Origin of the sequence: Haloferax sp. KTX1, from assembly GCF_902410085.1 — an archaeon.
In the GTDB taxonomy this organism is placed as follows: Archaea; Halobacteriota; Halobacteria; order Halobacteriales; family Haloferacaceae; genus Haloferax; species Haloferax massiliensis.
Genome location: NZ_CABPRH010000003.1, coordinates 131,033 through 152,395, shown reverse-complemented (window position 1 = coordinate 152,395; position 21,363 = coordinate 131,033). Strand labels below are relative to the sequence as shown.

18 protein-coding genes are annotated in these 21,363 nt (G+C 62.8%); 6 read left to right on the top strand and 12 right to left on the bottom strand.

From position 1 onward, the window contains the following. Window positions 1-13: 13 nt before the first annotated feature. The 3 genes from FY251_RS07010 to glmM all read right to left on the bottom strand — a co-directional run bounded on the left by FY251_RS07010 (window position 14) and on the right by glmM (window position 4,030). Entirely contained in the window at window positions 14-1,381 is a 1,368-nt protein-coding gene (locus FY251_RS07010; RefSeq protein ID WP_148414074.1) for a succinylglutamate desuccinylase/aspartoacylase family protein, read from the bottom strand. A 241-nt stretch (window positions 1,382-1,622) separates the two neighbouring features. Further along, on the bottom strand, window positions 1,623-2,612 hold the full coding sequence (locus FY251_RS07005) for a hypothetical protein (RefSeq protein ID WP_255516607.1): 990 nt from the start codon (window positions 2,610-2,612) through the stop codon (window positions 1,623-1,625). An 86-nt stretch (window positions 2,613-2,698) separates the two neighbouring features. After that, complete coding sequence (glmM, locus tag FY251_RS07000; RefSeq protein WP_148414073.1) at window positions 2,699-4,030, bottom strand: phosphoglucosamine mutase; 1,332 nt, start codon at window positions 4,028-4,030, stop codon at window positions 2,699-2,701. A 424-nt stretch (window positions 4,031-4,454) separates the two neighbouring features. On the opposite strand from glmM, the gene FY251_RS06995 reads away from it, so the two are divergent. Then, window positions 4,455-4,685, top strand: coding sequence for a PadR family transcriptional regulator (locus FY251_RS06995; RefSeq protein ID WP_148414072.1), 231 nt, complete (start codon window positions 4,455-4,457; stop codon window positions 4,683-4,685). A 117-nt stretch (window positions 4,686-4,802) separates the two neighbouring features. Continuing rightward, entirely contained in the window at window positions 4,803-5,825 is a 1,023-nt protein-coding gene (locus tag FY251_RS06990; protein WP_148414071.1) for a rhodanese-like domain-containing protein, read from the top strand. A 305-nt stretch (window positions 5,826-6,130) separates the two neighbouring features. Here FY251_RS06990 and FY251_RS06985 read toward each other — a convergent pair whose 3' ends face one another. The 5 genes from FY251_RS06985 to FY251_RS06965 form a co-directional block, all read right to left on the bottom strand. Beyond that, window positions 6,131-6,997, bottom strand: coding sequence for an SDR family oxidoreductase (locus tag FY251_RS06985; RefSeq protein WP_148414070.1), 867 nt, complete (start codon window positions 6,995-6,997; stop codon window positions 6,131-6,133). Between the two features lie 126 nt (window positions 6,998-7,123). Continuing rightward, window positions 7,124-8,473: a phenylacetate--CoA ligase family protein gene (locus tag FY251_RS06980; RefSeq protein ID WP_148414069.1), complete on the bottom strand. Its 1,350-nt coding sequence runs from the start codon at window positions 8,471-8,473 to the stop codon at window positions 7,124-7,126. Between the two features lie 102 nt (window positions 8,474-8,575). Next, window positions 8,576-9,322 carry an enoyl-CoA hydratase/isomerase family protein gene (locus FY251_RS06975; RefSeq protein WP_148414068.1) on the bottom strand — a complete coding sequence of 249 codons (747 nt, stop codon included), beginning with the start codon at window positions 9,320-9,322 and terminating at the stop codon, window positions 8,576-8,578. A 125-nt stretch (window positions 9,323-9,447) separates the two neighbouring features. Continuing rightward, window positions 9,448-10,875 carry a sodium:solute symporter gene (locus FY251_RS06970; protein WP_148414067.1) on the bottom strand — a complete coding sequence of 476 codons (1,428 nt, stop codon included), beginning with the start codon at window positions 10,873-10,875 and terminating at the stop codon, window positions 9,448-9,450. After that, window positions 10,868-11,107: a hypothetical protein gene (locus FY251_RS06965; RefSeq protein ID WP_148414066.1), complete on the bottom strand. Its 240-nt coding sequence runs from the start codon at window positions 11,105-11,107 to the stop codon at window positions 10,868-10,870. The genes FY251_RS06970 and FY251_RS06965 overlap by 8 nt, the downstream gene beginning before the upstream one ends. Window positions 11,108-11,642: 535 nt before the next feature. On the opposite strand from FY251_RS06965, the gene FY251_RS06960 reads away from it, so the two are divergent. Next, on the top strand, window positions 11,643-12,395 hold the full coding sequence (locus FY251_RS06960; RefSeq protein ID WP_187367365.1) for an IclR family transcriptional regulator: 753 nt from the start codon (window positions 11,643-11,645) through the stop codon (window positions 12,393-12,395). Between the two features lie 472 nt (window positions 12,396-12,867). Here the strand turns inward: FY251_RS06960 and FY251_RS06955 are convergent, their stop codons facing one another. After that, window positions 12,868-14,004 (bottom strand): acyl-CoA dehydrogenase family protein, encoded by a 1,137-nt coding sequence (locus tag FY251_RS06955; protein ID WP_148414064.1) that lies wholly within the window; start codon window positions 14,002-14,004, stop codon window positions 12,868-12,870. Window positions 14,005-14,122: 118 nt separating this feature from the next. Between FY251_RS06955 and FY251_RS06950 the strand changes: the two genes are divergently transcribed. The 3 genes from FY251_RS06950 (at window position 14,123) to FY251_RS06940 (ending at window position 17,329) form a co-directional block, all read left to right on the top strand. Further along, window positions 14,123-14,608 (top strand): VOC family protein, encoded by a 486-nt coding sequence (locus FY251_RS06950; RefSeq protein WP_148414063.1) that lies wholly within the window; start codon window positions 14,123-14,125, stop codon window positions 14,606-14,608. 233 nt (window positions 14,609-14,841) lie between these two features. Continuing rightward, window positions 14,842-16,440 carry a long-chain-fatty-acid--CoA ligase gene (locus FY251_RS06945; protein ID WP_148414062.1) on the top strand — a complete coding sequence of 533 codons (1,599 nt, stop codon included), beginning with the start codon at window positions 14,842-14,844 and terminating at the stop codon, window positions 16,438-16,440. 1 nt (window position 16,441) lies between these two features. Beyond that, complete coding sequence (locus tag FY251_RS06940) at window positions 16,442-17,329, top strand: haloalkane dehalogenase (RefSeq protein ID WP_148414061.1); 888 nt, start codon at window positions 16,442-16,444, stop codon at window positions 17,327-17,329. Window positions 17,330-17,477: 148 nt separating this feature from the next. Here the strand turns inward: FY251_RS06940 and FY251_RS06935 are convergent, their stop codons facing one another. Genes FY251_RS06935 through FY251_RS06925 form a run of 3 tightly spaced genes read right to left on the bottom strand, consistent with a single transcriptional unit; the run spans window position 17,478 to window position 21,135 of the window. Continuing rightward, window positions 17,478-17,993 (bottom strand): Zn-ribbon domain-containing OB-fold protein, encoded by a 516-nt coding sequence (locus tag FY251_RS06935; protein WP_148414060.1) that lies wholly within the window; start codon window positions 17,991-17,993, stop codon window positions 17,478-17,480. Beyond that, on the bottom strand, window positions 17,990-19,186 hold the full coding sequence (locus FY251_RS06930; protein WP_148414059.1) for a beta-ketoacyl synthase N-terminal-like domain-containing protein: 1,197 nt from the start codon (window positions 19,184-19,186) through the stop codon (window positions 17,990-17,992). The genes FY251_RS06935 and FY251_RS06930 overlap by 4 nt, the downstream gene beginning before the upstream one ends. 2 nt (window positions 19,187-19,188) lie before the next feature. Beyond that, window positions 19,189-21,135: a 3-hydroxyacyl-CoA dehydrogenase/enoyl-CoA hydratase family protein gene (locus FY251_RS06925; protein ID WP_148414058.1), complete on the bottom strand. Its 1,947-nt coding sequence runs from the start codon at window positions 21,133-21,135 to the stop codon at window positions 19,189-19,191. Window positions 21,136-21,363: the final 228 nt, after the last annotated feature.

Here is a 21,363-nt window from a genome sequence, read left to right as displayed (position 1 = left end):
TGCGGCGTAGTGCTCACCCGTGATAGACGCCGTGCTGCCACAGCAGGTCGCGGGCGACCGCGACTTCCCACGTCACGGCGTCTTCGAGGGTCGTCCCCTTACGGGTCGTCTCGACGAGGTAGCCGGGGAGGTGCAGGTCGCCGTACGCCTTGTGGATAAAGAGCGGCCGAGACCCGTCGAGGGAGTTGCCGCAGTCGAAGTCGTAGTGCGACGGGTACGCCGAGCGGTCGATGTACTGCTCGTTGACGTAGTCGCAGGCGTTCACCGCGTTCATCGGGGTCGCCCGGGTCGGGAAGACGGCCTGCCCGACTTTCCCGTCGTACTTGTAGATGCCGCTGGAGCTGTGGAGGTCGACGACGACGTCGGGGTCGTGGGAGACGAGTTCGTCCCAGAGCGCCCGGGCGAGCCGGGACGTGGGTTTCGCCCCCGTAGGGAACTGTCGATTCAGGTCGCCGTCTTCGGTGTACCGCGCGCCGATTTTGACCGCGGGCATGTTCGCGTAGGGGACGACGACGAGTTTGCCGCCGGTCGGGCGGAGGTGTCTGATGTAGTCCGCCGCATGGTAGCCCTGCGGTTCTTCGCCGTGGACGCCGCCGACGACGAACGCGGTCGGGCCGGGTTTACCGGAGTCGATGACGTGGACGGGCGTCTCGTGATTCGTTCCGGGCAGCAGCGAGTGAGTGCTGACCGACCCCGCGTTGACGCGGTCGAGGCGGGTCTGGGTCCAGCCGAGGATGTCGGAGTAGTTGCCGTGTTTGTGGTCGCGGAGGAGTCGGACGCGCGGCACGTCCGGAATGCCGTAGCGGACGGCCTCGTCGGTGGCCGAGCGAACGAGACTGTCGTAGCGGTCCTCGTAGGCTCGGTTGGCGATTTTGGTGATGTTGCGGACGCCGGCGAGGTCCATGTAGGACTCCAGGCGAGCGTGGGTGTACGTCTTCGTGGTGAAGTTCCAGAACATGAACTCGAAGAACTGCCAGAAGTTCTCGGGTTCGACGTCCCAGACGCCGTGAGCGGCGCGAGCGGCGCGGGCCTCGCCCTCGTCGTCGCCGACGAGATACGCGTCGAGGTCGTCGGGCTTGTACGAGAGGAATCTGAGTTCGAGATTGAGGTCGCCGGTGAGGACGTACTCGCGGACGACGTCTTCGAGGTTGTGCTGGACGAAGTACTGCGAGGAGTCCGACAGGAAGTTGACGTAGACGACGAGGGTGGGGTTGTCGTCGTCGGTGCCCATCGTCGGGTAGAGTCTGTCGGGGAGGTACGGTGCGGTTCCGACGACGCCCGGCGAGAACGCGGCTTCGGCGTTTCCAGTTCCGATAGTCCCGAGGAGCGCGAGTCCGCCCGTGGCGGTGAGGAAGTTTCGGCGGGTGAATTGAGTATCCATTTATGTTCGTTTCACAGAACGTCATGGATTCGAGAAAGTCACAGCCTTCACATATTCAGCTTTTTTATACTATCGCAAAAATTGACTGTATCGAACTTCGCCGCGTTACGGTGTGTCACCCGGTCACGAGGCGAATGCGCCCTCCCGAAGTTCAAGCGCGCACTACTCGGTGGGATTGACTGAACGCCCTGCGCCGCCACTCACTGCGTGTTCGGCCGTGAGAACGGGCTCTCCGGTCGCATCATTCGGTGGTGAACCTGAGTGTGTAACTGAAGTAGCGGTCATCGTACCGGAGGAACCGACGTTCGAGGTCTGGGTCGACGTCAGCGTCTTTCTCGACGTTGCCATCGAGATACACCCAGTGGCCGAGCTTCTTCAGAAGCGATTCGAAGGCGGTCGAGTACGGGTGTGACTCACGGTACGGCTCGGCCGTCGCTTGCCGGAGAACCTCGCGCTCCGCCTGCGAGAGTTCCCCCCGCGTCACCCGCGCGTCGAGGACCGCCGCCTGCAGAATCGTCTCGATTTCGGCCGCAGACTCGGCGACGGGGTCGACGTCGGCCCGATAGACCGCTTCGTGAAACGTCTCTCGGGTGAGTTCGACTTCGTAGATAATGTCCCGATATTCGACGTGAGACGCGCCGCGTTCGCCGATGAGGTCGCTCGCCCCCGCTGCGTCGTCGTCCCGGTACACGTAGCCGTCGCGTTGGACCAGTCCGTTCGGAACGCCACCGGTGTTGCCTCGTGCCCGAGCGGCGAAGAACGCGACCTGTACCGCCTGTTGGTCGACCTCGGGGAGCGACGAATGTGCGACGTGGTCCGGGACGTGTTCGAGCTTGTCAGCGCGGCCGACTTCGAACAATCGGAGAACCGGGTGGGTGACAGTCTCCTCACCGACGACGAGCGCATCGAGGTGGTAGTACGTCCCGTTCCGACGTGCGTAGGTCGGGGTATCGTCTCCCCGAGCGAGGAACGGCGTTCGATACTGCGTCGTGTACTCCGTGCCGTCGAGTGTGGTGTTGAACGCGTCTTCGTCCCACGAGGGCCGCGTCTCGGCCAGGTCCACGACGTACCGTTCGCGGAGCGAGCCATCGAACGGGAACAACGAAAAGACGAGTTGCCGCGAGTCGGTCTCCGAATCCGAGAGGGCCTGTGAACAACCGCCAAGCGCCGCTGTGAGCAGTGTTCCGCCGGTCGCGAGGAGTCGTCGCCGCGTCGTGGGTGGGGAGGGCACGGCTCTCCTTCTCCCAGAACTGTCAAAGTTGTTTCTTTTCGAACGGCTGCGCGGAGCCCAACCCCTACAAGGGCAGACTCCCCGATTCAAGCGGGGACGGTGTCGGCGCAGGACTCGACGAGGGTCAGCGCCTCGTCGAACAGTCGGTCGGTCGCCGTTTCGGTTCGCGCCTCGGCGGTGACCCGAACGAGCGGTTGCGTTCCGCTCGCCCGGATGAGGAACCACCCCTCGTCGGTCTCGACGCGAAGGCCGTCGCGGTCGTCGATGTCGACGTCGTCGTACTCCTCGCGGACGGCGCTCTCGACGCGGTCGAGAACGCCCGCTTTGTCGGTCGTCTCGACGCTCTCGCGGCGAAGCGGGTAGCTGTCGATGCCGTCTACGAGGTCGGCCAGCGGGCCGCGCCGCGAGACGAACTCCACGAGCTTACACGCCGCGAGCGGGCCGTCTGGACACGGCGTCTCGTCGGCCCAAATCCACGCGCCGGAGGGCTCGCCGCCGAAGACGACGCCGGGTTCGGCGCACTTCTCGGCGACGAACACGTCTCCAACGCGCGTCCGCACCGCGTCCGCACCGACGGTCGCGAGCGCGTCGTCGACGGCGAGGCTCGTGTTCACCGGAACCGCGATTCGGTCGCCCTCGGACGCGGCCTCGCGCCCGAACAGGGCGAGAAGCGTGTCGCCGTCGACGAAGTTCCCGTCGCCGTCGACGGCCATCATCCGGTCCGCGTCCCCGTCGTGGGCGATACCGAGGTCCGCGTCGGTCGCGGCGACGTGGGCTTCGAGCCCCCGGAGCGTCTCGTCGGTCGGTTCGCTCGGACGGGCGGGGAACCGGCCGTCGCGCTGGCCGTTGAGCGTCGACACCGGACACCCGAGGTCGGAGAGCGCGTCCGCCGTGAGCCGCCCCGTCCCGTTTCCGATGTCGACGACGACGGAGCAGGTGTCCGCGAGGTCGACGCTCGATGTGAGCGCGTCGCGGTGGCGGTCCTCCACGCTCCGGTGGTGTTCGGCCCCCACGCCGTCCCACGCGGCGAACTCGTAGTCCTCGTCTTCGATGCGTCGTTCGATGGCGGCGCGCCGGTCCGAACCGAACGCCCGGCCGGACGCGTCCCAGAGCTTCACGCCGTTGTCGGTCGGCGGGTTGTGCGACGCGGTGATGACGGCACCGGCATCGGCGTCGAACCACTCGACGGCGCGTGCGATAGACGGCGTCGGTTGGGTTCCGAGTCGGATTACGTCGGCTCCGCACTCCATGAGTCCGGCGACGAATGCGTGTTCGAGCATCGTCCCGCTTTCGCGCGCGTCGCGGCCGACGACGACGCGCCCGGAGACCTCGCTACCGAGGGCACGGCCGATACTGAGCGTCAGTTCCGCCGTAACGCCTTCGCCGACGGGGCCTCGAACGCCGCTCGTTCCAAACATACTCCGAAAGTAGGCCGCGGGGTTCCTTACTATGGGATGAGTAAGAAACCGCTCGACGGCGAGTTGGCTCCCGACTGGCCGCGGCCGAGGAGGGCCGTCATCGCTCGGCGTCCGGCGGTCGGCAGTCGCGGCGTGCTGGCGCAGTCGCCCGAACCCGCGAGATACCGCGCTTCGGGAGACCGAACCGGGTTCGGCTTATGATGTGTTTATTCGGACGGTCGACGTCCGTTGTGATGTGTTTATTCGGACGGTCGACGTCCGTTGTGGTGAGTGTAATCCGAGAAACGACCGTTTCACCCGTTCTAGGGTCTCTTTAGGGTCACAACTATCTCCGAAGTTCATATAGGGTGCGCTCGTGGCATCTCCTATGTGCGTACACGAATTAACCGCGATTCAACGCGATTTACTGTTCGTTGTGCGAGGAATGAGCGACTCGTCTGGGCAGACGATAAAGACCGAACTCGAAAAGACACAGGGGCGTGACCTGCTCACGGGTCGCGTGTACACGAACCTGAACGAGCTCGTCGACAAAGACCTCGTCAACAAGGGGAGCAAGAACGGACGGACCAACGAGTACTCGCTGACTGACAAGGGCCGCGACGCGGTCGAAAAACGCCGCCGCTGGGAGCAACGGTTTCTCAAGCAGACCGCGTGAGCGGTGATTTAGTGGTCCGATAGGTTCGCAGCCTCCGAACTGCTCACCAGAGATATCGAGGACGCTCGACCCTTATTCTGTATATAATAAACATCTGATGATTAGTAGTGGCTGGTGATGACAGAACGACAGTCGAGCCGCAGACGGTTCCTTCAGTTGACCGGTGCAGCGACGATTGCCGGACTCGCGGGCTGTTCGAGCGGGTCTTCGGACGAGACGACGACCACAACCCGGACGACCACCTCCGCCTCCACGCAGACGACGCAGACGACCACGGCCGCGCCGGAAAACCAGATGCGTGGGCCACGCGAGGGCGATGACTTGCCGACCGACTCCAAGCCCTCGGACGGTTACCCGCCGGAGTTCGACACCGTACCGGAAGAGCGGTCTATCGACACGAGCGCTTACGACACGCTCACCCGAGAGGTTCAAGGCGTGACCGTTGAGGTTCCGCTCGTTCCCATCGAAGACGCGTACTACTGGTACGCGCGCGGGGAGGCGCGGTTCGTCGACGCCCGCAGCGAGACCGGATACGAGGTCTCTCACATCTTCGGGTCCGTTCTCAGCCCTGCACCGGACGGCCGTGCCCTCGACCCCACGAGCGACTGGAACGAGGCGGACCGCGTGGTGACCTACTGCCACTGTCCGCACCACCTGTCGTCGCTCCGAGCGGCGATGCTGCTCTCGACCGGCTTCGAGAACGTGTACGCCATCGACGAAGGCTTCCAGTCGTGGCTCGACCGCAACTACCCGCTTGCGGGGTCCGATACGAACCGGGACTACACGGTTCGGACCATCGAAGGCGAGACCAACCGACTCGACGCCGGCGAGACGGCATGGGCGTTCCATCCGCAGACCGATCAGGTCGAAGCGACCGAAATCGAATCCGACGGCACGTACACGCTCGAACTGAAGTTCGTGCAGGTCGACGCGCAGAGCACGATTCAGGTCGAGACGCCGAGCTATGCCATTCAGGCCCCGCTGAGTGAACTGACGAGCGGAACCGTCACGGCCGGCACGGGCACACCGGCCGAACAGACGAGGTCGGCTTCGAGCTCCACGAACGAGACCATGACGAACGGTACCGAGACGAACGAGACCATGACCGACAGTTCGTACTCGCTGAACTGGCGCATCTGACTGGGGACCGACCGGCGGAAAGAGCGGAACTCGCCCCGTGGTGATTCTGTGCGTCTCGGTTTCGGCTTGTAGGCGATACATTTTGACTAATTGACTATATTTAGTGCATCGTTGTCGCATCTGGACAATGAGGTTGAGTAGCATCTGCGGAATACGGGGCGGCAAACAGATATATCGCATGATGCTATATAGAATCTACAATCCGGGTGGCCCACCGAGTCCCGGGAGCTAGGCCAATTTCGAGTCGATATTCCGACGAAATGCTCGATTCCAGCCCACTCCGAACGTGGTATTTCAACCGACGGTTACCGTGAGTCACCGAGCCCCAGTTCGTCGTGAAATACCGACGTGAGGCGGTCGGCCGTCCAGCCGTTTTCGTTTATCGCGGTCCGCTCGATTTCGGGCTCCGAGAGGACGCTGACGGAGTCACCGACGGCACGTATCGTCCGGCCGGTGATACCGGCCGCGTCGTCGCTCATCAGCGCGGCGACGACCGGCGCGATTTTCTCCGCCGACTTCGACTCGTCGTCGAGGAGACCTTCGGTCATCCGCGTGTACGCGATGGGCAACAGGGCGTTCACTCTGACGTTCGACGTGGCGAGTTCCTGTGCCGCTGTCCGCGTGAGTCCGAGGATGCCCGCCTTCGCCGCTCCGTAGTTCGCCTGTCCGACGTTCCCGAGCGCCGACGGACTCGTGACGCTCACGAACGACCGCTCCGACGAGAGGCCGCCCGCGGTCTCCTCGTCGCGGTTGCGCCAGTGGTGAGCGAGGTTCCGAAGGAGTGAGAAGTGGCCACGCAGATGAACGTGAATCACGGCGTCCCACTCCTCGCCCGTCATGTTCGTGAGATACGAGTCGCGGAGGATGCCGGCGTAGTTGATCGCTCCGTCGATTCGTCCGTACGCTTCGAGGGTGTCCTCGATGAGGGTCTCCGTGTACTCCAGACTGGTTATGTCGCCGAAGTGCACCATCGCCTCGCCGCCGGCGGCTTCGATCTCTTCGGCGGTCGTCGCGGCGGGCTCTTCCGCGGTGCCCTCGCCCGCGAGCGACGTTCCGAGGTCGGTGACGACGACTGTCGCACCGTTCGCGGCCAGCTCCTCTGCGGTGGCGCGGCCGAGGTCGCCGCCGCCACCGGCGACGATATACACGTTTCCGTCGAGAAGGTTCGTCATTCGTACTGTTCTGTATCAATCGACCCTTATAAAATATGCGGGCGTCTCGCCCCGCCTTCGAACCATCGTTGCCTCTCGGGTGTCGGGTGCGAGCGACGAGTTCCGACGGGCCTGCGGTCCCGAAAGTCAGTCGTCTGCGACGCGGACGAGGTCGGTCTTGTACTCCGAGAGTTCTATCTCTTCGCTCGGGAGGACCGTCGGGTCGACGCGAACGTTCAGTTGCTCTCTGACCGAGGTCGCGATATCGTCCACGAGTTCGTCCTCGGGTCGTTCGGTGTCGGGAGAGCGGGCGACCTCTATCGGAATCGGCTCGTCGAACTGGACCTTCCCCTCGTGGGGGAGGACGACCTTCATCTTCGGCGACGCTCCCTCGATTTCGCCGACGACCTCGCGGATTCCGGCGGGGTAGATGTTTTGCGCCTTGTAGATGAGCATGTCGTCCGCGCGACCGATAATCTGGAACCGCGGGGACGTCCGTCCGCACTCACACCCCATATCGATGATGCGTGCGTAGTCGCCGGAGCGGAATCTGAGAAGCGGCGTCGCCTCGCGACCGAGCGGCGTGTACACGACCTCGCCTTCCGCACCGGGTTCGAGGTCGATGGGCTCGCCCGTTTCGACGTCGATGAGTTCCAGGTACACGTACTCCTGGCCGACGAAATGCATCCCGTTTTCGACCGTACACTCCCCAGACAGCGCGGCCGCGATATCGCCGATTCCCATGACCTCGCTGACGCGGTCGGCGTCGTACGCCTCGTGGAGTTGGCTTCTGACGTCCGGGTTAGCGATTCCCGGCTCGCCCCCGCCGATGAGTTTGGTGACGGGCAGTTCTCCGACCGTTCGGTCGGTCACTTCCGGGGCGCGCTCGATGAGATACTGAAAGTGCGACGCGGTCGAAAACAGCCCGTCGACGTTGAGTTTGTCCGCCGTTTTGAGGATTCGCTCGGTCGAGCCGTCTCCCGCGGGAACGACGGTCGCACCGATCTCTTGCAACGCCTCGACGTACGGGAGTCCGCCGGGGACCATCGTTCGGCCGATTGCGTGCAGGAATACGTCATCGGGTCGAGCCCCCGCCGCGTACACCGACCGGGCGGCCATCTCGATCCACGCGTCGTAGTCATCGCTCGTGAGGCCGAAGAACGTCGGCTCGCCGGTCGTTCCCGAAGAGGACATGACCCGCGCCAGCTCGGCGCGGTCCGCGGCCTGATGCGGACCGAGCGGCTGGTCGATAGACGGGTCGACCTGATTCCGTCGCTCGTCTTCTTTCACGGTAAAGGGGATGTCCGCGAAATCGTCCATCGACTGGACATCGTCGGGGTCGATACCCCACTCGTCGAACTGTTCGCGGTAGTACTCCGACTCCGTCGCGAGGTACTCGACTTGGTCGAGGAGGCGCTCTTCTTGGAGCGTACGAACCTCGTCCCAGTCCCTCAGTTCGATCTCCGCATACACCGCTTCCGAACCCGTATCTGTCATGATTATCCAGATAGACAAGACGAATCTCGGGTGGAAAAACCTTTCTAACAGAAAGTTGTCACAATTCGGGGTGAAGTCGAATTCGACGGCCCCCGGGGTGGCTCACTGGTCGAGGAACCCCCGCTTTCGGTCGGTGAACTCTTCGCTCTGTATGAGCGGCTTCGCGAGTTCCAGGTCCCACTTGGCACTGCTGATGGGTTGCGGGAACGCCGCGTTGATAGCTTTGTTCAGCGCCGAGAGCGCCGCCGGTGGTTGTTCGGCAATCGTTCGGGCGAGCGACTGCGCCGTTTCGACCACCGATTCGGGGTCGTCGGTGGTTCGCGTAATCAGTCCCCAGTCGGCGGCCGTCGCCCCCGAAATCGATCTGCCGGTCAAAAGCAGGTCACGCGCACGGCTGAGGCCGACGTGCTGGACGAGCAGGCGGGCGGCCCCGGCCGGCGGGATGATACCGAGCGAGGCTTCGGGGAGCTTGAGAGTCGCGTCCGCGTCGGCGACGCGGAGGTCGCAGGCGACTGCAATTTCGAGCCCGCCGCCGACGGCGACGCGTTCGATAGCCGCGATGTACGGCGTTCCCGACTCGTACATCTGAACAATCGCGTCCAGACTCGTGTCTACCGCTTCGATGAACTGCTCGGGAGACTGGGTCAAATCACCGCCGGCACAGTAGGTTCCGCCCGCACCACGCACGACCGCGGCCCGCGCGTCGGACTGTTCGACCCACCGAACGGCCTCTCTGAAGTCCACGGCGAGCGGCAGGTCAATCGCGTTCGTACGCCGTTCGCCGTCGATGACGATTGTGGCGATCTCGTCGTCGTAATCCACGCGGACGTACCCGTGAGAACACTCCATACCGACAGATGCGAACGAGCGGTCATAATACTCCCGGCGTTCCCCACCGCATCTGCGGGACGCTGGCGACTCGAACCGCCGTTGGTAGTTGGCACTGCGGAGGCGGCTCGAACGGGTTCACTCCCCTATGCAGACGTTCCCTCCTGGGTTCCCGACGAGGAACTGGCGTAGTGGGTGCCCAAGAACACGACGGTACTTACGAGCGCCCCGAAGACACCCGCGGCGGGGTCGTGTGCCAGTTGAATCCCGGGCGTCACCGGGTGGGAGATGACGACTGCGGCGAAGCCGCAGACCATCGCTGACGCCGCTGTCCAATCGGAGATGTGGTCCATCGACGCGCTCAAGAGGACCGGAGCAGTGAACGCTCCGACGAACAGGCTCATCCCCGCAATCATCACCGTCAGGATGAGCCCGGGTTCGGTAATCGTGATTAGCGCGGCAACTGCCCCGACGCCGACCGTCACGACGCGGAGATACAACGTCACGTGGTCGGTGTTTTCGATATCGATGACGTGTTCCCCCAGGTCGTACACGAGCGACGAAGTCGCGTTCATCAGCATCGCGTCGGCCGAGGACATCGCCGCGGAGAGGATAGAGGCGAGAATGAGGCCGACGATGATGGGGTTCTGTGCGAACACCTCGCGGACGAGCGCGATGTACGCCGCGTCGGGGTTGTTCAGCCCCGGGACCAAGAGAATTGCGAGCGCAGGGGGGATGAGAATGATGGAGTAGAAAGCGGCAGTGAACAGCGCGGCGACCGCCGAGGAGTGTCTCGCGACGACCCCGTCTTTCGACGCGAAAAACCGGAAGATGACGTGCGGCGACGCCAGAACCCCGAGGAACACCATCGCCCCGAAACTCAGACCGAACCCGATACCGATTCGGCCGCCCGGCGTGAAGTAGTGGCCGGCGTTTTGACTGATGTCGGTAAGGAAGACGCTCCATCCGCCGACGTTACCGATCCCGAAGGCCGCGACGAGCGTCACCCCGACGATCAGAATAACCGCCTGCAAAAAGCTCGTGACGGTGATGGCGTACATCCCGCCGAAGAACGTGTACAGGACGAACGCCGCCGTGATGAGAAGCACCGACTCGGTGTACGAAAAGCCGAGCACGCTCTCGGCGACGAGGGCACCGCCCCGTACCTGAGCGACCAAGTAGACCACCATCACCACGACGATGATTGCGGACGAAAGCGTCCGCGACCGACCGCCGAACGCCGTCCCGAAGTACTCGGGTAGCGTCTCGCTTCGAACGTCTCGCAGTTTCGGCCCAACGTACAACATCGCGACGAGGAACCCGAGTGTGACGCCGACGCCTGCGAATATCATCCAGCCAACGCCGACCATGTAGCTGTTTGAGACGACGCCGAGCAACGACGCCGTACTCATATACGTGACGGCGAGGGCCCCGCCGCCGACGGTCGCACCGATAGACCGACCCGCGACGAGGAAGCCGGACTGGTCACCCGCCCGACCTCGATAGTACAGCCCGATTCCGATCATGCCCGCGACGTAGAGTATCGTGACGCCGAGGATGACGTGGTTAGACATCGGCGGTACCCTCTGCGATGACGAACGAATAAACGAGCCCGGTCGCTGCCAATCCGGGCATCGACATCCACCCCAGCACGAACCAGAGATTGATTCCGGTGAACACCTCCAATTCAAACATCGGGACGCCTACCGTCGGTACCGCATAGATCAGGAGTGCAACGTACAGTACGAGTGCGATACCGAGCCGGTTCTTCGTTTTGCGAAACCATTCACTGCTATTTGTGGCCATTGTTCATGACACCAAGTAGCACCATAATTTGACACAACTAAAGATTTCCGTTACTCGTCAAAATAATGATATTTGATTGCGGAAATGAGTATGGACAGACGAACATACCTCACAGTTCTCCGTCCGACTGATTCGACGGGTCGGCGATAAGTGAAAGCCGAGGTCCAGAGGGCAGGCCGGGTAACACCATCAAATCTGGCACCGAGTGTTAAATATATGTTAACGAATGGCCACCTAGTGCATCGACGAACCTGAAACTTCAATCGGAGTTGCGTCCGGAGGTTCGGCTTTCCGACACTCCCCATCAAATATTACAACTCTAATGTTGTAATATATGAGGTCGGGAGCGACCCACTTCGTTAAACATTAACAAACAGGAGTTCAGCTATCGCTGGTGTATCGGTTTCGCATCCGCGAGGATTCGTCCCGGATTCGCGGCGCTCACCTACTGTAGCCGCGTCGAATTTCTCGTGGGGACCGTCATCGCTTTAGATATATGCAAACGTTTTGTACCTCCGGTGTATCGAAGCGATACATGTGCGCGAAAACTCTCAAGACAGTCCTCACCGCATTAGAGGTCTTAGAGATTCTCGAACAAGAAGAGGGAATAGGGCCGACGAAGTTAGCCGAACAGCTCGACGTGACACGGCCGACCGCGTATGGGTATCTCTCTACGCTGGCCGAAGCGGGCTACGCTCGAAAGGACAGCGGCGAATACTATCTCAGTTACCGCATCCTCGGCATCGGGAACCGATTGAAGTACCGTGAGCCGCTCTTTCGAGCGTCGAAAGTCCCGCTGAGAAAGCTCGTCTCGGAGATACGAGAGCCGGCGTTCATCGGAATCGAAGAGGCCGGTGAGTGGGTCGTGCTCCACCGCAACGGCGACATCTCGTCCATCGATATTCGGACGTACTCCGGCTTACGGTTACCGCTGCATACGCACGCCGCGGGAAAAATCATGCTCGCGGAGATGGGGCCGGAACGACGAGACGAGGTACTCGAATCGCGCGGCCTCCACGCGATGACTGACGAGACGCTGACCGAAAGACCGGAGTTAGAATCCGAGCTACGGCGGATTCGGGAGCAGGGGTACGCCGTCGACTGGGACGAGCAAGCACGCGGCGTCGGGACCGCCGCACGGCCGATTTCGGGCGACGAGGGCTTTTTAGGGACGATTTCGGTTGCTACCCTGACCTCCACGCTTCAGAACCGAGACGACCGAGACGCAATCTTACAAAAGCTAAAGGAAACGGCCGAAGAGATAATCGTCAACTACCGACACCTGTAGTGTCGTCTGCGTGGTTGTCCCTCTGCGTCCCTGCCTCTGTCGCTCGATGGCGGCGCGGAGTTCGTCGGTGCCCTGATCCGATAGCACAGTCGGTCGTCAGGCGCTGGTACCCGGGGGTTTCGACTGCCTCCATGACTGACGGCTCCGCGTCCCGACCCGATCGGATATACAGTACTGTATACAGTATATAACCATTCAATATGAACCATCGTGTTCGTTCGTTACTGTCTCGAACCGTTACGGAATTAAGTTTGTAATATCTCTGCTCGAACGTATCTGTTTCCGCGATTGTATACGAAATTGTATACATACTCGGTTCGCGGAGTTACGGCTCAGCAGGGAAAGATGCAGGCATCGAGAACAGCCTATGCGAAGCTATCGGTCGGAGCAAACCACTTCCCACAGTCCTCGTCGACGGCGTGACGGTGGAACGGTGGAATGCGGGGCGGCCGTGAGTACGGTGGCGCTCCCCTCAGAGGAGTTCGCGAGCGATAATGTTCTTCTGTATCTCGTTCGTCCCCTCGTATATCTTCGTGATACGGGCGTCACGGTAGTACTTCTCGACCAGGTTGTCCTCGACGTATCCCGGTCCGCCGTGTACCTGAACGGCTTCGTCAGCGACCTCGGCGGCCCGTTCGCTGGCGAACTGCTTCGCCATGCTCGCGAGCTTCATCGCGTCGTCGTCCCCGCGGTCGCCCGCGGAGGCGGCGCGATACGTCAGCGACCGAGCGGCCTCGACCGCAGAGCCCATCTCCGCGACCTTGTGTTGGATGGCTTGATACTCCTTGATCGGCTTCTCACCTTGCGTGCGCGAGTTCGCGTAGTCGGTCGCCGCATCGAGCGCCGCCTGCGCGACTCCGACCGCCTGTGCGGCCACGTTGACGCGTTCGGTCTCGAAGAATTCGAGCAGGTGATAGAACCCCCGGTCGACTTCTCCGACGACGTTCTCCTTCGGAATCCGGACGTCGTCGAGCTCGATTCCCGCGACGTCCGCCGCACGAATCCCCAACTTGCCGGTGATGGGCGTCGCCTCGAACCCGTCACGGTCCGTCGGCACGAGGAACGCGGTCAGCCCCCGGTGCTCGGCGTCTCGGGTCGTCCGAGCGATGATAATTGCGACGTCGGCGACGGACGCGCCGGTAATCCACTTTTTCTTCCCGGTGAGCGTCCACTCGTCGCCGTCGTGCTCGGCACGGGTTTGAATACCCGCCATGTCCGAGCCGTAGTCCGGTTCGGTGAGCGCCATGCACGTCCCGACTTCGCCGGCGGTTATCCGCGGGAGCCACGTTTCGCACAGCCGTTCGTCGGCTTGGTCCAACAGGAGCGTCGAGCCGAAGCTTCGCGCCTGAATCGCCAGTCCGATTCCGGGGTCTGCCCGCCAGAGTTCCTCTGTGTAAATCGCCATCTCCAGTGGGTCGAGGTCGAGCCCGCCGTACTCCGAGGGGACGTTCGCCCCGACGAGTCCCGATTCGGCCGCCTCGGCGATGATGTCATCCGGGTACTCGGCGGTTCGGTCGTACTCCCGTGCGACAGGTGCAATCGCTTCTTCGCCGAATGCGCGCACACGCTCTCGAATCTCGTCGTGCGACTCGATCAATTCGTAAGCCATTATCTCAAATTTAGAATATAGTGGTAAGTATTCTTCGACTGTTTTCTGACATCGTTAGTTATATCGGGCGTTCGACTGACCGGAGAGATTTTACCTGACGCGTGTGACTACCTATCATGTGAAGCATCATAACATACCGATACACGTCGAACACGTGGGCATCGCCGTCGAATCGGTCCGAGACGCGGAACCGGTCCTCGTAGCGCTCGGCTGTCAGAAACTGCTCGACGATACGGTCGACGACCAGTTCCGGTGGGCGTACTACCGACTCGGGGACGGCTCTCGTATCGAACTGATTGAACCGATCGGAGCGGACTCGTTTCTCACGCAGTATCTCGACGTCAATGGTCCGGGCCTCCACCACGTGACCTTGGAAGTCGCGGACATCGAGGCCGTCATCGAAGCGATGGAGGCGAACGGGTTCTCCGTCGTCGATTACGAGCGCCGCGACGAGTGGTCCGAAGCGTTCGTCTCGCCTCGGAACCCGACCGGGGCCCTGTTCCAACTCATGGAGTACCACGACGCCTACGAGCGTAACCGCCCGCACCCCCCGGAAGAGCTGTTCGTTGCCGGCTCCCGACTCAGCGCTCCCGACGAAGACTGACCGACGCTCACATCGCGGACCCAGCCGGCGAGACCACCGCGTCGGCGAGCGGTTTCGCTCGCCACATGGGACACACTGGTAACAACAACCGGAAGATTAATTTAAATTGTGTAGAATTACTACCTACAGGCGTAACAAGAGATAGCACACACGAATTCGGACGTCCGCGGGCTACGGCTCTCTCGACGCCGCGTCGACCGCGTACGAACTCGCAATCGGTGCGCACTAGACATATGCAAAAACCACTACTCACTACGGACTTCTTGGAACGGGCTGTCAAACTATACGGGGACGAGGTCGGTGTGGTCGCCGACAACGGCACCGAGTTCACGTACGCCGAACTCGGTGAGCGCATCGACCGCCTCTCGAACGCGCTTCGGGAGTGGGGCGTCGAGAAAGGCGACCGCGTCGCTCTCCTCTCGCCGAATTCGCACTACTTCATCGAGACGCTCTACGCGTCGATGCAGTTGGGGGCGCTGTACGTCCCGTTGAACTTCCGACTCCAGCCCGAGGAGTACGACTACCTCGTCAACGACTGCGAGCCGACCGTCCTCATCGCCGATTACGACTTCACCGAGAAACTCCAACATCTGAAGGAGGGAGGCGACACCAGCGTCGAAGAGTGGGTGGCGTACGACGCCGACAGCGTCGAAGGCGAGTGGCACGACTACGAGACGGTTCTCGACGAGGCATCGCCCGAACAGCCCCCGACCCCGGACCTCCACGAGGACGACGACGCGACGATTCTCTACACGAGCGGCACGACGGGGGACCCGAAAGGCGTCGTTCACACACACCGGATACAGCACTATCACGCGCTCATCCACGCCCACCACACGGAACTCGAAGACAGCGATACGATGCTGTGGACCTCGCCGATGTTCCACATCAACGGCTGGGGTCACATCTACGGGCTGACCGGCATCGGCGGGACGCACGTCATCCTCCGCGACTTCGACCCCGCGACGGTCTTCGAACGAATCGAAGAACACGACGTCTCGTTTCTCGGTGGGGCACCGACCGTACTCAACATGCTGTTGGAGTACTACGAAGACGCCGACGTGCCCACGCGCGGCGACCTCCCCGTCCGCGTGGAGACCGCGGCGAGCCCCCCGCCGAAAAAGACGATTCGACGAACGGAAGACGAACTCGGCTGGCGTATCATCCACGCCTACGGTGCCACGGAGACGGGCCCCATCATCACGACCAGCAACTCGAAACGCAAGATTGCGAAGGGCGACAAATACAGCATCATCAACAAGCCCGGTTTCGCCACGCTCAACACCGACATTCGGGTCGTCGATACAGACGGCCAAGACGTCCCGCTCGACGACCAGACGAAGGGAGAAGTCGTCGTTCGCGGCAACCAGGTGCTGGACCGGTACTGGAACAAGCCCGAAGCCACCGACGAGGCGTTCAACGACCGCGTCGAGGGCTGGTTCCACACCGGCGACATCGCGACGATGGACGAAAACCGCATGATTACGATCGTCGACCGGAAGAAAGACATCATCATCTCCGGCGGCGAGAACATCTCCAGCATCGAAGTGCAGGACACCATCTACGACCACCCGGACGTGTCGCGCGCCGCGGTCATCGCGGTTCCGCACGAGAAGTGGGGCGAGACGCCGAAGGCGCTCGTCGTCACGCGCGAGGGGTCGGACCTGACCGAAGCGAACCTCATCGAGTTCTGTCGCGAACGGCTGGCACACTACAAGTGCCCGACCGTCGTGGAGTTCAGAGACGCGCTTCCGGAGACGTCGACGGGGAAGATTCAGAAGTTCGAGCTTCGACAGGAGCACTGGCAGGAGGAGGAACGAGGCGTGAACTGACGTGCCGCTCGTCTCGACGCCGGAAGCCCGGTTCGACGACCTCCAGGGGTACGACTACCCCGTCCGGCGCGTCTCCGTCGGCGAGCCCGAGATGGCCTACGTTGACGTCGCTGGTGACGGCCCGGAAACGTTTCTCTGTCTCCACGGCGAGCCGACGTGGGGGTATCTGTACCGAGGGCTGGTCGACCGTCTCGCGGACCGCGGGCGGGTGGTCGTCCCGGACGCCATCGGCTTCGGCCGGTCGGACAAGTACACCGAACGCAACGAGTACAGCTTTCGACTCCACTACGACGCGCTCGTGAGGTTTCTCGAAGCGCTCGACCTCACCGACGTCACCCTCCTCTGTCAGGACTGGGGCGGGGCGCTCGGATTGACCGCCGCGGCGAATCACCCCGACCGCTTCGCCCGGCTCGTTCCGATGAACACCGACCTCCCCTCGGGTGACCAGACCATGGCTCCGGAGTGGCACCGCTTTCACGAGTTCGTCGAATCGACCGACGAACTCGACGTCGGACGGCTCGTTCGGAACGGCACGAACCGCGGTCTCTCGGACGCCGAGGCGACCGCGTACGACGCCCCCTATCGAAGCGAGTCCGAGAAGGCGGGAGCCTACGCGTGGCCGGACCACGTCCCGCGTCGCGGGGGCGGTGACGGCTCGGCGCTGACCACCGCCGCACGCGACACCCTGAGTGAGTGGCGGAAACCGGTGTTCGTCCTCTTTTCTGACGGCGACCCGATTACTCGCCACGCGCGGGACGACCTCCGCGAACTGCTTCCCACGGCCAGTCGCCAGCCCGACGTCTGGGTTTCCGACGCCGGTCACTATCTTCAGGAAGACGCCCCCGAGGAGATTGCCGACGCTGTCGTCGGTTTCGTCGACCGCACGTAGTTCGAACTCGCGGAACTCGCGGGGGGATGGCCCGAGTCGAAATCCCCGTCAGAAACGTCTTCGAACACCGCCACACTCGTTCCCAATCGGTGGCGTACCGTTCCTCCAATCGTCGTTGCCTCGACCGACGACCGGGAGGCTCGACGCCCTATACGGGCGTGAACCGATAGAAGACCCGGTCTTGGTCGGTCGGGCCGTCTATCTCGACGATTTTGAGCCGGACCTCGCTCCCGATTTCGAGGTCCTCGTACGACGCGTCGTCGACCCGCGCCGAGAGTCGAATCGGACCGAGGTCGACGACGCCGGCGACGAACGGCGTGTCCTCGTTCATCCCGATTGCGGACGTTCCGCGCACCTCGGTAAAGGAGTACATCTCACCTTCGTGCGGGAGGTCGACGTATTTGAGGTCATCGCTCGTGCACTCGGGACAGACGATACGCGGCGGGAAGTGTAGCTCGCCGCACTCCTGACACTCCGTGGTCGTGAACCGGTCGTCTCGGAGGTTCTCGTAGAACTCGTGAATCTGCGTGTGTTCGGCGTCCTGTAACTCGTAGAAGTCGAGGAGCCGCGGCAGTTCGATCTCGGTCGGAATCGAGACGGTCTCCCGCGGCAGTTCGCCGCCGTCTGGCAGTACGTTCTCGTCGTTCGATGAGTGGTCGCTCATTGTGGGTCCCTCCCGAGGGTCATGACGCTGTGCACCGAGCCGCTCCCGCTGAGGTTGTGAATCAGCCCCGTCTCCGGGTCACCCGCGACGGCGCGGGCGGACGGCACCGTGCCGGCGAACTGGCGGTAGATCTCCAGTGCCTGCGAGACGCCGGTCGCACCGAGCGGGTGTCCACAGCCGAGCAGTCCGCCGCGGGGGTTGACCGCGACGTCGCCGTCGAGTTGGCTCCGCCCGTCTTCGACGAACTGCCCGCCCTCTCCGGGCTCGCAGAAGCCGAGTTGTTCGTACTCGATTATCTCGCTAATCGAAAAGCAGTCGTGGACTTCCGCGACGTCGATGTCCCGAAGCGGGTTGTCGATGCCGGCCTGTTCGTAGGCCTCTTGGGAGGCCTCGCGGGCCTGCGGCCACGTCGTCATCGACGGGAGGTTGTTGATGGAGTTCCCCGCCATACAGGACTGGCCGCTCCCGGTGATGTACGCAGGAGTCTCGGCCCCGATTTCGTCGGCCTTCTCCTCGCTGACGAGCAGGAGTCCGGTCGCGCCGTCGGTAATCCCACTGCAGTCGAGCAGGCTCAACGGGGGCGCAATCGGGTACGAATCGAGCACGTCGTCGACGTCGACCTTCTTTCTGTACTGCGCGAAGTCGGTCTCGGCGGCGTGGTTTTTGTTCTTGACGCTCACCATCGCGAGCTGTTCGCGCGTCGTCCCGTGTTCGTGCATGTGTCGCTGTGCGAACTGCGCGAAGTGAGACGGCCCGTTGAGTCCGTTGACGCCGTCGAACTCCCTGTCGAGGACGTTCGTCATGTTCGACTGCATCTCGGGCATGTACTCCTTTCCGAGGTTCATCTTCTCGACGCCGAGCACGAGCGCGACGTCCAGTTGCCCCGCGGCGATTGCGAGCCACGCGTATCGGAGCGCGACCTGCCCGCTGGCGCACGCCAGCTCCGTCCGCGCGATCATCTTGTTGGCGTTGATACCCAGCAGTTCCGCGGTGAGCGGGGCGACGTGGCTCTGGAACGCGAATCGCTCGGGCTGGACGGCACCGACGAACAGCCCTTCGACGTCGTCCGGTTCGAGACCGTCGACGTCGTCGAAGGTCGCCTTGCCGGCCTCCTGCGCGAGGTCTTTCCAGGTCGCGTCGCGTGCGCCCCACTCGGTCGTGCCGCCGCCGACGATGGCTGCGTTCTGGGGCATCGTCAGTCCTCGAAGTTCGGCTGGCGGTCGTTTCGGAACGCCTGGACGCCCTCGACGACGTCGTCGGTGCTGGTGAGGAGCCCGAATCCTTGGCTCTCCAACTTCAGTCCGGCGTCGAGGCTGGCGTCCTGTCCCTCGTTGATGACCTGCTTTGCGACCTTGAGCGCTGTCTTCGGTCCGTCGGCGATGTCGCCGACGAACGCCTCGACGGTGTCGTCGAACTCGTCGGCCGAGACGGCCCGGTTGAGGATTCCCCACTCGGCGGCCTGTTCGGCCGGGATGTGGTTCCCGCGGAACACCAGTTCCTTCGCGCGCGCTTCACCGACGAGGCGGGTGAGCCGCTGTGTGCCGCCGCCGCCGGGAATCAATCCGAGGTCGATTTCTGGACTCCCGAACGTCGAGTTCTCGGTTGCGATCCGAATGTCGCACGCCAGCATGAGTTCGAGACCGGCACCGAGACAGAAGCCGTCGATCGCCGCGACCGTCGGTCGGTCGAAGTTGTAGATGCGCTCGATTGACTCCTCGACGTCCATGATTTCGGTCGGGGCGTTGGTGAGAAAGCCCGTGATGTCCGCGCCGGCCGAGAACGCGCGGTCGCCGGCCCCGGCGAACACCACGCACGAGACCTCGTCGGTGTCCGCGGTCGACAGCGCGCGGTCGACCTCCGCGAACATCTCCTCGGAAAAGGAGTTCAGACGCTCGGTGCGGTCGAACTCGATAGAGAGCACGCCCCGTTCGTCGAGGTCGACGTTGAGGAACTGATACGGCCACTCGCCCGTGTAGTCGTAGAAGCCCTTGCCGGCGGCTTCGCCCGTATCGCCGTCCTCGACGAGCTCTCGGAGGTACTCCGCGGGCCGGTATCTGTCTGCCCCGGTCTCGTCGTACAGCGATTCGAGCTTTTCGAGCACCGCGTCGAGGCCGATTTTGTCGCCGACCCGGCAGGTCCCGAGCGGGAACCGCCCGCCGAGGCGGACGCCGAGGTCGATGTCCTCCGGCGTGGCGACACCGCCCCCGACCAGCTTGGCGGCTTCGTTTATCATCCGCGCTTCGATGCGGAGCGTGTCGAACTCACCGGCGTCGTTGGGACCGTACGTCGGCCCGTCGCCGTCGTCGTACTCGTAGAAGCCCGACCCCGTCTTCCGGCCGAGCGTCTCGCGTTCGACCATCTCCGCAATCGGCGGGGGTACTTCGAACTCGGAACTGCCGATGAAGTCGTGTCCGATGTCGATGCCGCTGTAATCGTTGAGTTCGAACGGGCCCATCGGATAGCCGCGCTGGAAGACCATGGCCGCGTCCGCCGCTTCGACCGTACACACGCCCTCGTCGAGCATCCACGCCGCCTCCCCCATGAACGGGACGAGCACGTTGTTCACGACGAACCCGTGGACGTCTTTCTTGACGTCTATCGGCGTCTTCCCGATAGACTCGACGTAGGAGTGCATCGCTTCGACCGTCTCCTCGCTGGTCTGTTCGCCGTGGACGACCTCGACGAGCGACATCTTTACCGGCGGGTTGAAGTAGTGAGTCCCGACGACCTGTTCCGGTCGGTCGGTGGAGTTCGCCATCTCCGTTATCGAGAGCCCCGACGTGTTGCTCGCGATGATCGCGTGGTCGGGCGCGTACCGGTCGACGTCCGAGAACGTGTCCCGCTTCAGTTCCATCTTCTCCGGAACCGCCTCGACGACGAGGTCCGCGTCCTCGACCGCGCGTTCGAGGTCCACGAACCCGCTGACGCGGGAGAAGACGTCCTCCGCCGACTCGTCGATCTGTCGCTTCTCGGCGAGTTTTTCGAGACTCCACTCGATGCTTTCGAGTCCGTTATCCACGAACTCCTGTTCGATGTCTCGGAGTGAGACCTCGTAGCCGGAAATCGCGGCCACCTCTGCGATACCGTGACCCATACTGCCGGCACCGAGGACTGCGACTCGCTCTATGTCGTTCTCGTGCATCGTCTATACTGTACTTAACCCGCCTATTCAATGTTGCGGGGACGATACACACTGTTAGCTTCAAACCGAATTGGTAGTACGATAGATATAGGAAATGGAGATATTGGACATATTGGAAATCCCTACCGCAGTTAGGTACACTCGTCGCGACGGTCCCACCGAAACCGTCGGTGTCCCGGACTGTCGTGCGAGGCCGGTCGCCGAGCGACGTGGCACCCACGCGAGAGC